A 12,526-nucleotide genomic window follows, 5' to 3' on the forward strand; every position below is an offset into this window, starting at 1 on the left:
GCCTCAGCCCGCCGCAGCCGCGAGCCCGACCGTGCGCCGCGCCACCAGCTTCGTCACGACGTTCCGGACGATGCGATGGCCGGCGTCCTGATCGAGCGACATGATCGATTCGGGGTGGAACTGCACCGCCGCGATGGGCTCGTTTTCGTGTTCCACGCCCATGATCACGCCGTCCTCGGTTTGCGAGGTGACGCGCAAGCCCTTCGGCAGCGTGTCGCGCACCGCATGCAGCGAGTGATAGCGCCCGACCGTGACCGGGGAGGCGAGGCCGTCGAAGACCAGAGAGCCGGGCGTGAAGGTCACCGGCGAGGGCTTGCCGTGCACCGGCACGTCGAGCTGGGCGAGCGTGCCGCCGAGTGCTTCCACCAGCGCCTGCAGGCCGAGGCAGACCCCGAAGATCGGCAGATTGCGCGCCCGCGCCCGGCCGATGGTGGCCGCGCAGTCGAAATCGCGCGGATTGCCGGGACCGGGCGACAGCACCACCAGATCCGGATCGACGTCGTGGAAGACGGCGTCCGACACCGGCGAGCGATAGGTGGCGACCTCCGCGCCGGTCTGGCGGAAGTAGTTGGCGAGCGTGTGGACGAAGCTGTCCTCGTGGTCGACGAGGAGGATCTTCAGCCCGGCGCCCGGCAGGGCGGTGTCGGCATCGACCGTGGCGGTGCGGACCAGGCCCGCCTCGCGCACGGCGGCGCGCATGGCCTCGGCCTTCAGCTCGGTCTCGGCTTCCTCGTCCTCCGGCACGCTGTCGTAGAGCAGCGTCGCCCCGGCCCGGATCTGCGCGACGCCGTCCTTGATGCGCACGGTCCTGAGCGTCAGCCCGGTGTTCATGTCGCCGTTGAACAGGATCGCGCCGATGGCGCCGCCGTACCAGGCGCGCGGGCTCTTCTCGTGGCGCTCGATGAACTCCATCGCCCAGCGCTTCGGCGCGCCGGTCACGGTCACCGCCCAGGTGTGCGACAGGAACGCGTCGAGCGCGTCGAGGTCGTCGCGCAGCGTGCCCTCCATGTGGTCGACCGTGTGGATGAGGAGGGAATACATCTCGATCTGCCGGCGGCCGATGACCCGCACGGAGCCGGGCACGCAGATGCGGCTCTTGTCGTTGCGGTCGACGTCGGAGCACATGGTGAGCTCCGCTTCGTCCTTGGCCGAGTTCAGCAGCTTGCGGATCTGCGCCTCGTCCTCGATGGCGTTCTTGCCGCGCCGGATGGTGCCGGAGATCGGGCAGGTCTCGACCCGGCGCCCGCCGGACACCCGCACATACATTTCCGGGCTCGCGCCGACGAGATATTCCGCGTTGCCGAGATTGATGAAGAAGCCATAGGGCGAGGGGTTGATCTCCTGCAGCCGCCGCGAGACGGCCGAGGGCGCGGCCGGACAGGCCTCGTAGAAGGTCTGGCCCGGCACCGTCTCGAACAGATCGCCCCGGCGGAAATGATCCTTGGCCGCGCGCACCAGCTCCGCGTATTCGCCCGGCGCATGATCGCCGCGCCCCGGATCGCCTTGCGCGGGAACATAAGGGGTTGCGCCCCCGGCGCGGGGCAGGCCATCCGTCGATGTGTCGCCGACGGCGAACTCATAGGCGCGCACCTGCGCCTTCTTGCCGTAGTGGTCGACCAGCAGGATCTCGTCGGGCAGATAGAGCACCACGTCGCGCTGGTCCGCTGGGCGCTCGAGCGTCAGCTCGATGGGCTCGAACTGAAAGGCGAGATCGTAGCCGAAGGCGCCATAGAGGCCGAGATGGCCGTCGTCGCAGGCAAACAGCGCGTTGACGGCGCGGATCACGGAAAAGACCGAGGGCTGGCGCGAGCGCTCCTCCTCGGCGAAGGCGCGCCCGGGCCGGGCGACCCGCATCTCCAGCCGGTCGCCGTCGCGGGCGAAATGTTCCAGCTCGGCAAGTGGCTCCAGATGCGCCGCAATCGCCGGCAGCAGCACCCGGCCGCGGTCGTTGAGCGCGGTGACGGTCACGTCGCGGTCGGTCGATTCCAGCACCAGCGGCGGATTGACCAGGGCCATGTCCCAGCGCGTGTAGCGCCCGGGATACTCGTAGGACGAGGAGAACACCGCACCGCGTTCCGCGTCCAGCCGGTCCATCCACGGCCCGGTCCCCTTGGCGTAATCCGCCTCTCGGGTGGTGACAGTGATGCCGATCCCGCCCTTTGTCGTGAAGGCTTGCGCGTTGTGCGTCTGCATGTCTCGTCGTCCTCCGCCGGGCCGCCCGCGTCGTCCCGCCCCGGACATGACAAAGCCGCCGGCGGGGTCCCGCGGCGGCCTTTCCGATTGTCGCAAGTGACGCAAGGTCACGATCGGTCGTGTGCCGCCTGTGTCAGGGGCGCCACCACCAGCCGTTGATCTTGATCGTCGCGATACTCATACCCTGTCAGTAGCGCAAGGCGACGGGCCGCGCAACGCTGTAGATGCGCGACAGGTCATTTTTCACGGATCGCAGATTTACTTGAACTCTAAAGTATTTTGCCCGTCGGGCACGAACCGGCCGAGTCTGACGCCCGTGGTGCCCGCGACCGGGCGCCGGTTCGGCATGATCAGCATCATGTCGTCTTCCGGCGTGGTCACGGGACGTGCGCCGTCATGGGCGATCACGGTGCCTGCCTTGGGCACCACCTCGCCGCCGAGATAATCGTCGGTGAAGCGGAAGGCGTCCGTCTCGATGGTGACGACCTCCACGATCTCGATGAAGCGCTGGGCGGCCGGGGCCGGACGGCGCGCCAGCACATCCGCGCCGACCTGCGGCGCGATCGTTCCCGTCGCCTGCAGGAAGCGCAGGGTGGTCTCCAGCGCGACGTCGGCGCTGGCGCGTTCCCAATGCTGGCCGCATTCGACGAGCAACGCGGTCTTCGCGCTGTTGGGGTCCGAAAATCCGGCATAGTCGCGCAGCCGCTTGCCGGCGGCATGTCCCGCGTCGGCGACGACGAGCTCCGGCACGCCGACGGCGCGGGCGAGCGCACGCCCCTTGGGCAGGGGGCCGGAGAGCATCAGCGCCGGACCGGGGTTCTGCATCGAATGCAGGTCGAGCAGCAGATCGACGGTGTCGACGAAGGGGCGCAGTTCGCGGGCGCGGCGGCGCTCGCGGGTGGTGTCGTCGTCGAGCGTCGCGCTCTGCCACAGCCGGTTCATGTCCTCGTCGGCGAAGCGCGTGGCGAAGGGATCGTCCGGGTCGAAGAGATCGTAGGCGTCGAGATTGACGAAAACCAGCGAGAGCTTGCCGCGCTCTGGCCGCACCTCGTTGCGAAACAGCCAGTCGAGGGCGACGGGGCCGCACAATTCGTTGCCATGCACGATGGCCGAGACCGCCACATGCGGTCCCGGCACCCCGCTGTCGAAGGTGGTGACGCCCTCTAGGCCGATGTTGCCTTTCCGATAGGGGGCGATGTCGACCTTCTCGATCTCGATAGGCGGCGTGGCGGGTGTCGCGGCATCCATGGCGGGGCTCCGGTTGGTGGTGCGGGACGTGCGGGGAAGGCGGGGCTCAGCGGCAGGCGTCCTCGATCACCCGGTCGAGAAAGCGGTCGCATTTCTCGAGTTCGGCGAGCGCGATGAACTCGTCGGCCTTGTGCGCCTGTTCGATGGAGCCCGGTCCGATGACGATGGTCGGGATGGCGCCGATCTCCACGAAACGTCCGCCTTCCGTGCCATAGGCGACCTTGGCGTGGTCGTTGCGCCCGGCAAGGCGCTTGGCGAGCCGCGTCACCTCGGCGTCGATGTCGGTGTCGAGACCGGGGAAGCTGGAGATCTGCTCGAAGGCAATCCCCGTTTCCGGAGCGACAGCCCGCATCTCCGGCTCCAGTTCGTCCGCTGCAAAGCGCATCACCTCGGCGACCAGCGCATCCGCGTCCTCCTGAGGCAGGGCGCGGAACTCGAAGGCGATCTCGCAGCGGTCGGGCACGATGTTGAGCGCGGTGCCGCCGGAGATCGTGCCGGTGTGCGCGGTGGTGACGGGCACGTCGTAGAGGTCGTCGTGCAGGCCCTTTGCGAGCGTCTGGCCCATCTCGCGGATCTTGAGCACCAGCCGCGCGGCATAGTCGACGGCGTTGACACCCCGGGGCGCGAGCGAGGAATGGCAGGTCCGCCCGGTGACGATGGCCCTGTACGACCGCTTTGCCTTGTGGCCGACGATGACCTGCATTTCGGTCGGCTCGCCGACGAAGCAGGCGAGCGGGCGCGGGTGGGTGGCGACGAGATGGCGGATCAGGCTTGGCACGCCCTTGCAGCCGACTTCCTCGTCATAGGAAAAGGCGAGGTGGATCGGCCGCTTGAGATCGGCCAAGCGCATGGCGTCGACCCGGCCCAGACAACAGGCGAGAAAGCCCTTCATGTCGCAAGCCCCGCGCCCGAACAGCCTGCCGTCGCGCTGCGTGAGCGTGAAGGGATCGCTCGTCCAGTCCTGACCGTCGACGGGCACCACGTCGGTGTGTCCCGACAGCACGTAGCCCGGCACATCCGCCGGCCCGATGGTGGCGAGCAGATTGGCCTTCTCGCCCGTTTCGTCCGGGATCCGCGTCGAGGCGATGCCGCGCCTCGCCAGAAACGCCTCGACATAGTCGATGAGCGGGAGGTTGGAACCCCGGCTGGTGGTGTCGAAGCCGACCAGATCGGCGAGGATTTCGGCGGCGGCGGGCGGGGCGGGGGTCAGCATGCGGGCGGGTCCTTTCTCCGGTCTCAGGCCGGATGCGAATAGGCGTCCGGCGCGACCGTGCGCCGGGCGTGTTCGATGAAGCGCTGGGCGATCGGCGTGACCGGCCCGGCGGGGGCGAAGAATTGCGTGAGATAGTCGACCCGCGGCGAAAAGCGACGGAAGACGACACCCTCCAGCCGCCGCTGCGCGACCGGAAAGGGGTTCACCAGCCCGATGCCCACGCCTTCGCGCACCAGCTCGCAGATGGCGATGCTGGTCGCGGTTTCCGCGCGGATGTCGCGCTGGATGCCGCGTTCGGCGAAGATGCGGTCATAGACGTTGCGCTGGTGAAAGCGCCGGGTGAGCGCGATGAAGGGCTCGCCGGCGAGATCCTCCGGCACGATTTCGCTGCGCTCGGCCAGCGGATGCGCGGCCGGAATCGCGGCATGGGCGATGGCGTGGCGAAACGGGTGCATGCGCAATCCGTCGTGGCGGATCAGATGATCGCTGATGCCCAGGTCGGCGTTTTCGTCGGCAACGGCGGCCGCGACCGTGGTCGACATGCCGATCTCCAGATGCACCGACGCATCCGGATTGTCCTTCAGGAAGGCCGCGATCAGCCGGGTCAGCAGCCGGTGGCTGAGCGTCGGCGGCGCGGCGATGCGCAGCCGCTTCGGGTTGCCCTGGTCGCTCGTTTGCGTGTCCAGCCGCGCGAGCGTGGCGAAGATCGGCTCGATCTGCTCGTTGAGCGCCAGGCCCTCCGAGGTGGGCTGGATGCGATTGCCGGACCTGTGGAAAAGCGTGCGCCCGAGACGGCGCTCCAGATGGGCGATGGCGCGGCTGACCGCCGGCTGGGAGATCCCCAGCCGGTGGGCGGCGGCCGTCGTCTTTCCTTCGGTGATGACGGCGCGCAACACCTCCAGCTCGCGCAGGCTGGGGGCATTGCGCGGTAAACCGGCGGAGCCGGCCTTTGGGGAAAGAACGGCGCTCCCCGCCGGAGGGGGAACCCTGGTCGCATCGCTCATGAGGGCAGTGCTCGCACGTCCGGGTCCTTTGCGGCTATGTACCCGTGGAATAGGTATATGCGCTTTTGTTATCGTTTTTCGATTGAGGATCATATAAGCGAATAATAGCCTTCCCAACAAGCCGTTGGCCTCGAGCCGCAAATCGGCAGCAGCCCGGGTTCTTCCATCCGGTTCCGCCCTGGCTGCCTCAAAGATCGACAGGAATCGGGAGGGGAGAACTGCATATGACATCCATCACCGCGCCCCTGGTGCGCGCGCTGGCGTGCGCGGCGTGCTCCGCCGTCGCGCTCGCGGCACCGGCCACCGCCGAGGATCTGACCATCGGCGTCGCCTCCGAGGCGACCTCCATCGATCCGCATTTCCACAATCTCGGGCCGAACAACCAGCTCAGCTTCATGATCTACGACCGGCTGGCCAATCCGGACGACCGGCAGAACTTCAAGCCGGGTCTCGCTGTGTCGTGGCAACCGGTGAACGACACGACCTGGGAGTTCAAGCTGCGCGAGGGCGTGACCTTCCATGACGGCTCGCCCTTCACCGCCGACGACGTGATCTGCACCTTCGAGCGGGCGCCCAACGTGCCGAACTCGCCCGCCGGTTTCGGCACCTACATCAAGGGCAAGACCTTCGAGAAGATCGACGACTTCACAGTGCACGTGAAGACCGAGGCGCCCTATCCGCTGATGGTCAACGATCTGGGCAACGTCGCCATCATCTCCGACGAGAAGGGCTGCTCGGGCACGACGCAGGACTTCAACGACGGTGTCGCCTCCGTCGGCACCGGGCCCTTCAAGTTCGTCGAATACGTGCCCGGTGACCGCATCGTGCTCGCGGCCAACGCCGACTACTGGGGCGGGGCGCCGATCTGGGAGACGGTGACCCTCAAGCCGATCAAGGCGGGGCCCTCGCGCGTCGCGGCACTGCTTGCCGGTGACGTCGACTTGATTTCGGGCGTGCCGACCACCGACATCGCGACGCTCAAGGCGCGCGACGACGTGACCCTGTCGCAGGGCGTGTCGAACCGCGTGATCTATCTCCACATCGACCAGTTTCGCGAGAACTCGCCCTTCGTGAAGGCGAATGGCGGCGGCGACATCGAGAACCCCTTGATGGACCAGCGCGTGCGCAAGGCGATCTCCAAGGCGATCTCGCGCGAGCTGATCCGCGACCGGGTGATGGAAGGTCTGTCGATCCCGGCCGGCCAGCTCCTGCCCGAGGGCTTCTTCGGCGTGTCGGAGAACCTTCAGCCCGAGCCCTACGATCCCGAAGGCGCCAAGGCGCTGCTCGCCGCGGCCGGCGTGCCGGACGGCTTCGAGCTGACGATCCACGGCCCCAACGACCGCTATCTCAACGATGCCAAGATCGTGGAGGCGATCGCGCAGATGCTCAATCGGATCGGCATCAAGGCGCAGGTCGAGACGATGCCGCGGTCGGTCTACTTCTCGCGCGCCTCGAGCGGGGCGGACGGCCTGCCGGAGTTCTCGCTGATCCTCGTCGGCTGGGGGGCCGGCTCGGGCGAGGCGTCCTCGCCCTTGCGCGCGCTGATCGCCAGCTACGACAAGGACAAGGGCATGGGCACGGCCAATCGCGGCCGCTACTCCAACCCGGAGGTGGACGCGGTGATCGAGGAGGCCTTGTCGGAGGTCGACGACGAGAAGCGCGCCGACCTGCTCGCCAGGGCGACCGAGATGGCGATCGAGGATCTCGCGATCATCCCGATCCACTATCAGGTCAACACCTGGGCCAGCAAGAAGGGCCTCAGCTACATCCCGCGCACGGACGAGTACACGCTCGCCCAGGGCGTGGTGAAGGACTGACCCTGACGACGCGACCACGGAGGGGGCGCCGCATGCGCGGCGGCCCCTCCGCCCTCCCGTGCCGGCCGCGTCCCGCGACATGGCGGCCGCGCGGGGCGCGTGTCCCGTCCCGGATCGGATCGCCTCATGAGCGTCTTCATCCTGCGCCGAATGCTGCAGAGCGTCTTCGTGATGGTCGCCATGGCCGTCATCGTGTTCTTCGGCATCCATTTCGTCGGCGACCCCGTCTACATGTTCGTCTCGCCCGACATGGATCAGGCCGACATCGAACAGGTCACGCGCGCGCTGGGCCTCGACCGGCCGATCTGGGAACAGTTCTGGGCCTTCGTCACCAGCGCGCTGCAGGGCGACCTCGGACAATCCTTCGTCTTCGGCGAACCGGCGCTCGGGCTCATTCTGGAGCGCATGCCGGCGACGCTGGAGCTTGCCTTCGCCGCGCTTTTCCTCGCCGTCGTGCTGGGCCTTCCGCTCGGCCTCTACGCCGGGCTCTATCCCGACAGCGGCGTGTCGAAGACGATCATGGCCGGCTCGATCCTCGGCTTCTCGCTGCCCACCTTCTGGGTGGGCATCATGATGATCATGGTCTTCGCCGTGATCCTCGGCTGGCTGCCCTCCACAGGGCGCGGCGAGACGGTGGACGTGCTGGGCGTGGAGCTGTCCTTCTTCACGCTCGACGGGTTGAGCCATCTGGCGCTTCCGGCCCTCAATCTGGCACTGCTCAAGATCTCGCTGGTGATCCGCCTGACCCGGGCCGGCACGCGCGAGGCGATGCTGCAGGACTACATCAAGTTCGCCCGCGCCAAGGGGCTGTCGCGCTCGCGCATCGTCGGCGTGCACCTTTTGAAGAACATTCTCATCCCGGTTGTGACCGTGCTCGGCCTCGAGTTCGGCTCGCTGGTCGCCTTCTCGGTCGTCACGGAGACGATCTTCGCCTGGCCGGGCATGGGCAAGCTGCTGATCGAATCCATCCAGCAACTCGACCGTCCGGTCATCGTCGCCTACCTGATGATGATCGTCGTTGTCTTCGTGGTGATCAACTTGCTGGTGGACATCGTTTATTCGGTCCTCGATCCGCGCGTGCGGCTCGGCGATCGCGGAAACTGAGCGCGCCGATGACCTCCTCCGACATGCCTGAAACCGCCGCGGACGCCACCGCCGGCCCGTCCCGTCCGGAGCCGGCGGCGCCCGTCCCGGCGCCGGCCCGGGCCGACACGCCCTTCCGCCGCTTCCTGTCGGATTTCGCCGACAGTCCGCTGGCGGTGGGCGCGGCCGTGGTGCTTTTTCTCATCATCCTGATCGCGATCTTCGCGCCCTGGATTTCGCCGCAGGACCCTTACGATCTCGCCACCGTGTCGATCTTCGACGCGCGCATGCCGCCGGGCAGCGTCAGCATGGACGGCGTGCCCTTCCTGCTCGGCACGGACGGGGCCGGGCGCGACCTGCTCTCCGCGATCTTCTACGGACTTCGGATCTCGCTCTCCGTCGGCGTCATGTCGGGGCTGATCGCCATCGTCGTGGGCATGTCGGTCGGGCTCGCCGCGGCCTATGCGGGCGGGCGCACGGAATCGGTCATCATGCGCATCGTCGATCTGCAACTGTCGCTGCCGGCGGTGCTGATCGCGCTGATCCTGCTGGCGATCCTCGGCAAGGGCGTCGACAAGATCATCATCGCGCTGGTGGTGGCGCAATGGGCCTATTACGCGCGCACGGTCCGCGCCTCGGCCCTGGTCGAGCGCCGGCGCGAATATGTGGAGGCCGCCGCCTGTCTCGGGCTCGGCCATGCGCGCATCGTCTTCCGCCACATCCTGCCGAACTGCATCGCCCCGCTGATCGTCGTCGGCACGGTGCAGACGGCGCATGCCATCGCGCTGGAGGCGACGCTGTCCTTCCTGGGCGTCGGCCTGCCGCCCACCGAGCCCTCGCTCGGACTGCTGATCTCCAACGGGTTCGAATACATGCTGTCGGGCAAATACTGGATCGCCGTCTTCCCCGGCCTGGCGCTCCTCATCACCATCGTGTCGATCAACATCGTCGGCGACCAGCTGCGCGACGTGTTGAACCCGCGCCTGCAGAAGTGAGGACGGCATGAGCGACGAGACGGTGCTTCAGGTGTCCGACCTCAAGACGCATTTCTTCACCAAGGCGGGCGTGGCCCGCGCCGTCGACGGCGTGTCCTTCTCGCTCAAGCGCGGCGAGGTGCTGGGCATCGTCGGCGAGAGCGGGTCGGGCAAGACGGTCACCGGCTTTTCGCTGATGGGGCTGGTCGATCCGCCGGGCCGGGTGGTCGACGGCACGATCCGGCTCGCCGGCGAGGATCTCGTCGGGGCGTCGGAGGACCAGTGGCGCAGGCTGCGCGGCAAGCGCATCGCCATGATCTTCCAGGACCCGATGATGACCCTCAATCCCGTGCTGCGCATCGACACGCAGATGATCGAGGCGATCCGCGCGCATGAGCAGATCTCGGAGACGGCGGCGCGCGAACGCGCCCGCGCGGCGCTTGCGCGCGTCGGCATTCCATCGCCCGACGAACGCCTTGCCGCCTATCCGCATCAGTTTTCCGGCGGCATGCGCCAGCGCGTGGCGATCGCCATCGCTTTGCTGAACGAGCCCGACGTGATCGTCGCGGACGAGCCGACCACCGCGCTCGACGTCACCATCCAGGCGCAGATCCTCTACGAGGTGCAGAAACTCTGCGCTGACACGGGCCTTGCGATGATCTGGATCACCCACGACCTCGCCGTGGTCGGCGGGCTCGCCGACCGGGTCGCGGTGATGTACGCCGGCCGCATCGTGGAGGAAGGGCCGGTGGGCGAGGTGCTCGACGCGCCGCGTCACCCCTACACGCGCGGTCTCGTCGGCTCGGTTCCGAGCCACAACCGGCGCGGCACCCGGCTGACCCAGATCCCCGGCATGGCGCCCTCGCTGCTCGCCCTGCCGCCGGGCTGCAGTTTCGCGGCCCGCTGCCCGCGCGCCGACGCGGCCTGCGCCACCATGCCCGCGCTGGAGGCCGCGGGGCCGGGGCGCGCCGTGCGCTGCCATCACCCGCATGTCGAGGAAGCCCTTGAGGGCGCGGAGGGACGGTCGTGAGCGCGCATCCCTTGCTGAGCCTCGATGCGGTCTCCAAGCGTTTCGTCAAGCGCCTGGATGCGGCGGAAAAGATCGTCAACCTGTTCGGCGGCAACCGCCGCGAGGAGGTGGTGCATGCCGTCGACAACGTGTCGCTCGATGTCGCGGAAGGCGAGGTCGTCGGGCTCGTCGGCGAATCGGGCTGCGGCAAGTCGACGCTCGGGCGGGTGGTCGCGGGCGTCCATGCGGCGAGCGCGGGCCGGGTGCTGTGGCGTGGCGCTGATGTGGCGGGCCTGTCGGGCGCGGCCCGGCGCGACGCAATGCTCAAGATCCAGATGATCTTCCAGGATCCCATGTCCTCGCTCAATCCGCGCATGCGGGTGCGCGACATCGTCGGCGAGGCACCCCGGGTGCACGGGCTCGTCTCGGCCGGCGAGGTGTCGGACTATGTCGACAAGATGCTCTTGCGCGTCGGGCTCGACCCGAGCTTCAAGAGCCGCTATCCGCATCAGTTCTCCGGCGGCCAGCGCCAGCGCATCGGCATCGCGCGGGCGCTTGCGGTCGAGCCGGACTTTCTGGTGTGCGACGAGAGCATCGCCGCGCTCGACGTGTCGATCCAGGCGCAGGTGCTCAACCTCTTCATGGATCTGCGCGCGGACCTGGGCCTCACCTATCTCTTCATCTCGCACGATCTGGGCGTGGTCGAGCATCTCGCCGACCGGGTGGTGATCATGTACCTCGGCCGCGTGGTGGAAAGCGCGCCGACGGAGGACCTTTTCGCCGGCCCGAACCACCCCTATGCCAAGGCGCTGCTCGACGAGGTGCCGCGCATCGACACGCGCAAGCGGGTGTTCCAGCCGATCAAGGGCGAGATCCCGTCGCCCATCGACCCGCCGAAGGGCTGCCATTTCCATCCGCGCTGCCCGCATGCGATGGCGCGTTGCCGCGAGGAGGCGCCGGCCTTGAAGGAAGTCGCCCCGGGCCGCCTCGCCGCCTGTCACCTCAACGACGGCTGAGCCCCATGCGCGCGGATCATCGCCAAGGGGCGGCGGCGGACGCCCTGTTCGAGGTCCGCCGACCCTCGGGCGTCGCCGTGCCGCTGGTGCTCGACAGCCCGCATTCGGGCACCTGGTATCCGGAGGATTTCGCACCCTGCCAGCCGCCGGAGCGCTATCGGCGGGCGGAGGACATGTATGTCGACGCGCTGTTTTCCGCCGCCCCCGATCTCGGCTGCCCGCTCTTCGCCGCGCGCTTCGCCCGCATCTATTGCGACGTGAACCGGGCGCCGGACGATCTCGCGCCCGATGCGCTCGCCGACCCGGACGGTCTGACGCTCGCCCCGAGCGCCAAGGCACGCCTCGGCAAGGGGGTGATCTGGACCGCGACCCCGCCCGACGGCGCGCCGCTTCTGGCCCGCAAGCTTGCCCGGGCAGAGTATGAAGCGCGGCTTGCGCGCTTCTGGCACCCCTATCACGCCGCGCTCGCCGATCTCCTGGCCGAGGCCCGGGCGCGAACCGGCGCCGCCTATCATCTCGACCTGCATTCCATGCAGCCGGTTGCCAATTCCATGCATGAGGATGCGACCGGATCGCGCCGCCCCGACATCGTGCTCTCCGACCGTGAGGGGACGAGCTGCGGCCCGGATTTCCTGGCCGCCGCCCATGCGGCCCTGTGCGATCTGGGGTTTGACATTGCGATCAACGATCCCTTCAAGGGCGCGGAGATCCTGCGCCGGCACGGCGATCCGCGCGGCGGGGTGCATTCGCTGCAGGTGGAGGTGAACCGCGCGCTCTACATGGATGTCGAAACCTATGAGAAGACGGCAGATTTCGACGCGACGCGCGACCGGCTGACCCGTTTCGTGGCGCGGATGCGCGATTGGGTCGCGGCGCGCTGAGCGGCCATGCGCGGGCGCGCAGTTGAATTTTTCCGCCAGACAGGGCACGAGAACGCGGTCTCCTCGCGCGCATGCGCGCCACCTCCCA

At 68.2% G+C, this 12,526-nt stretch carries 10 protein-coding genes; 6 read left to right on the forward strand and 4 right to left on the reverse strand.

Annotated elements, in window-relative coordinates; translation table 11 throughout:
- Window positions 1-3: 3 nt before the first annotated feature.
- The 4 genes from ABL312_RS04330 to ABL312_RS04345 all read right to left on the reverse strand — a co-directional run bounded on the left by ABL312_RS04330 (window position 4) and on the right by ABL312_RS04345 (window position 5,658).
- Complete coding sequence (locus tag ABL312_RS04330; RefSeq protein ID WP_349360146.1) at window positions 4-2,193, reverse strand: anthranilate synthase; 2,190 nt, start codon at window positions 2,191-2,193, stop codon at window positions 4-6.
- 258 nt (window positions 2,194-2,451) lie between these two features.
- Complete coding sequence (locus ABL312_RS04335; RefSeq protein WP_349360147.1) at window positions 2,452-3,441, reverse strand: succinylglutamate desuccinylase/aspartoacylase family protein; 990 nt, start codon at window positions 3,439-3,441, stop codon at window positions 2,452-2,454.
- Window positions 3,442-3,487: 46 nt separating this feature from the next.
- On the reverse strand, window positions 3,488-4,654 hold the full coding sequence (argE, locus tag ABL312_RS04340) for an acetylornithine deacetylase (protein ID WP_349360148.1): 1,167 nt from the start codon (window positions 4,652-4,654) through the stop codon (window positions 3,488-3,490).
- 23 nt (window positions 4,655-4,677) lie between these two features.
- Window positions 4,678-5,658, reverse strand: a complete 981-nt coding sequence (locus ABL312_RS04345) for a LysR family transcriptional regulator (protein ID WP_349360149.1) — start codon at window positions 5,656-5,658, stop codon at window positions 4,678-4,680.
- Between the two features lie 224 nt (window positions 5,659-5,882).
- Between ABL312_RS04345 and ABL312_RS04350 the strand changes: the two genes are divergently transcribed.
- From ABL312_RS04350 to ABL312_RS04375, 6 genes are all read left to right on the forward strand, one after another.
- A complete protein-coding gene (locus ABL312_RS04350; RefSeq protein ID WP_349360150.1) occupies window positions 5,883-7,475 on the forward strand; it encodes an ABC transporter substrate-binding protein in 1,593 nt (530 codons plus the stop codon).
- A 126-nt stretch (window positions 7,476-7,601) separates the two neighbouring features.
- Window positions 7,602-8,579: an ABC transporter permease gene (locus ABL312_RS04355; protein ID WP_349360151.1), complete on the forward strand. Its 978-nt coding sequence runs from the start codon at window positions 7,602-7,604 to the stop codon at window positions 8,577-8,579.
- A gap of 23 nt (window positions 8,580-8,602) precedes the next feature.
- Entirely contained in the window at window positions 8,603-9,553 is a 951-nt protein-coding gene (locus tag ABL312_RS04360) for an ABC transporter permease (protein ID WP_349360152.1), read from the forward strand.
- Window positions 9,554-9,560: 7 nt separating this feature from the next.
- Window positions 9,561-10,562: an ABC transporter ATP-binding protein gene (locus ABL312_RS04365; RefSeq protein WP_349360153.1), complete on the forward strand. Its 1,002-nt coding sequence runs from the start codon at window positions 9,561-9,563 to the stop codon at window positions 10,560-10,562.
- Window positions 10,559-11,557: an oligopeptide/dipeptide ABC transporter ATP-binding protein gene (locus tag ABL312_RS04370; protein WP_349360154.1), complete on the forward strand. Its 999-nt coding sequence runs from the start codon at window positions 10,559-10,561 to the stop codon at window positions 11,555-11,557. The genes ABL312_RS04365 and ABL312_RS04370 overlap by 4 nt, the downstream gene beginning before the upstream one ends.
- A gap of 5 nt (window positions 11,558-11,562) precedes the next feature.
- Window positions 11,563-12,438: an N-formylglutamate amidohydrolase gene (locus ABL312_RS04375; RefSeq protein ID WP_349360155.1), complete on the forward strand. Its 876-nt coding sequence runs from the start codon at window positions 11,563-11,565 to the stop codon at window positions 12,436-12,438.
- Window positions 12,439-12,526: the final 88 nt, after the last annotated feature.

It is taken from the genome of Stappia sp., from assembly GCF_040110915.1.
In the GTDB taxonomy this organism is placed as follows: domain Bacteria; phylum Pseudomonadota; class Alphaproteobacteria; order Rhizobiales; family Stappiaceae; genus Stappia.

What these genes read in the sequence shown, in the direction of transcription:
- ABL312_RS04330 (WP_349360146.1), bottom strand. Translation starts at nt 2,193, where the DNA reads ATGCAGACGCACAACGCGCAAGCCTTCACGACAAAGGGCGGGATCGGC.
- ABL312_RS04335 (WP_349360147.1), bottom strand. Translation starts at nt 3,441, where the DNA reads ATGGATGCCGCGACACCCGCCACGCCGCCTATCGAGATCGAGAAGGTC.
- argE (WP_349360148.1), bottom strand. Translation starts at nt 4,654, where the DNA reads ATGCTGACCCCCGCCCCGCCCGCCGCCGCCGAAATCCTCGCCGATCTG.
- ABL312_RS04345 (WP_349360149.1), bottom strand. Translation starts at nt 5,658, where the DNA reads ATGAGCGATGCGACCAGGGTTCCCCCTCCGGCGGGGAGCGCCGTTCTT.
- ABL312_RS04350 (WP_349360150.1), top strand. Translation starts at nt 5,883, where the DNA reads ATGACATCCATCACCGCGCCCCTGGTGCGCGCGCTGGCGTGCGCGGCG.
- ABL312_RS04355 (WP_349360151.1), top strand. Translation starts at nt 7,602, where the DNA reads ATGAGCGTCTTCATCCTGCGCCGAATGCTGCAGAGCGTCTTCGTGATG.
- ABL312_RS04360 (WP_349360152.1), top strand. Translation starts at nt 8,603, where the DNA reads ATGCCTGAAACCGCCGCGGACGCCACCGCCGGCCCGTCCCGTCCGGAG.
- ABL312_RS04365 (WP_349360153.1), top strand. Translation starts at nt 9,561, where the DNA reads ATGAGCGACGAGACGGTGCTTCAGGTGTCCGACCTCAAGACGCATTTC.
- ABL312_RS04375 (WP_349360155.1), top strand. Translation starts at nt 11,563, where the DNA reads ATGCGCGCGGATCATCGCCAAGGGGCGGCGGCGGACGCCCTGTTCGAG.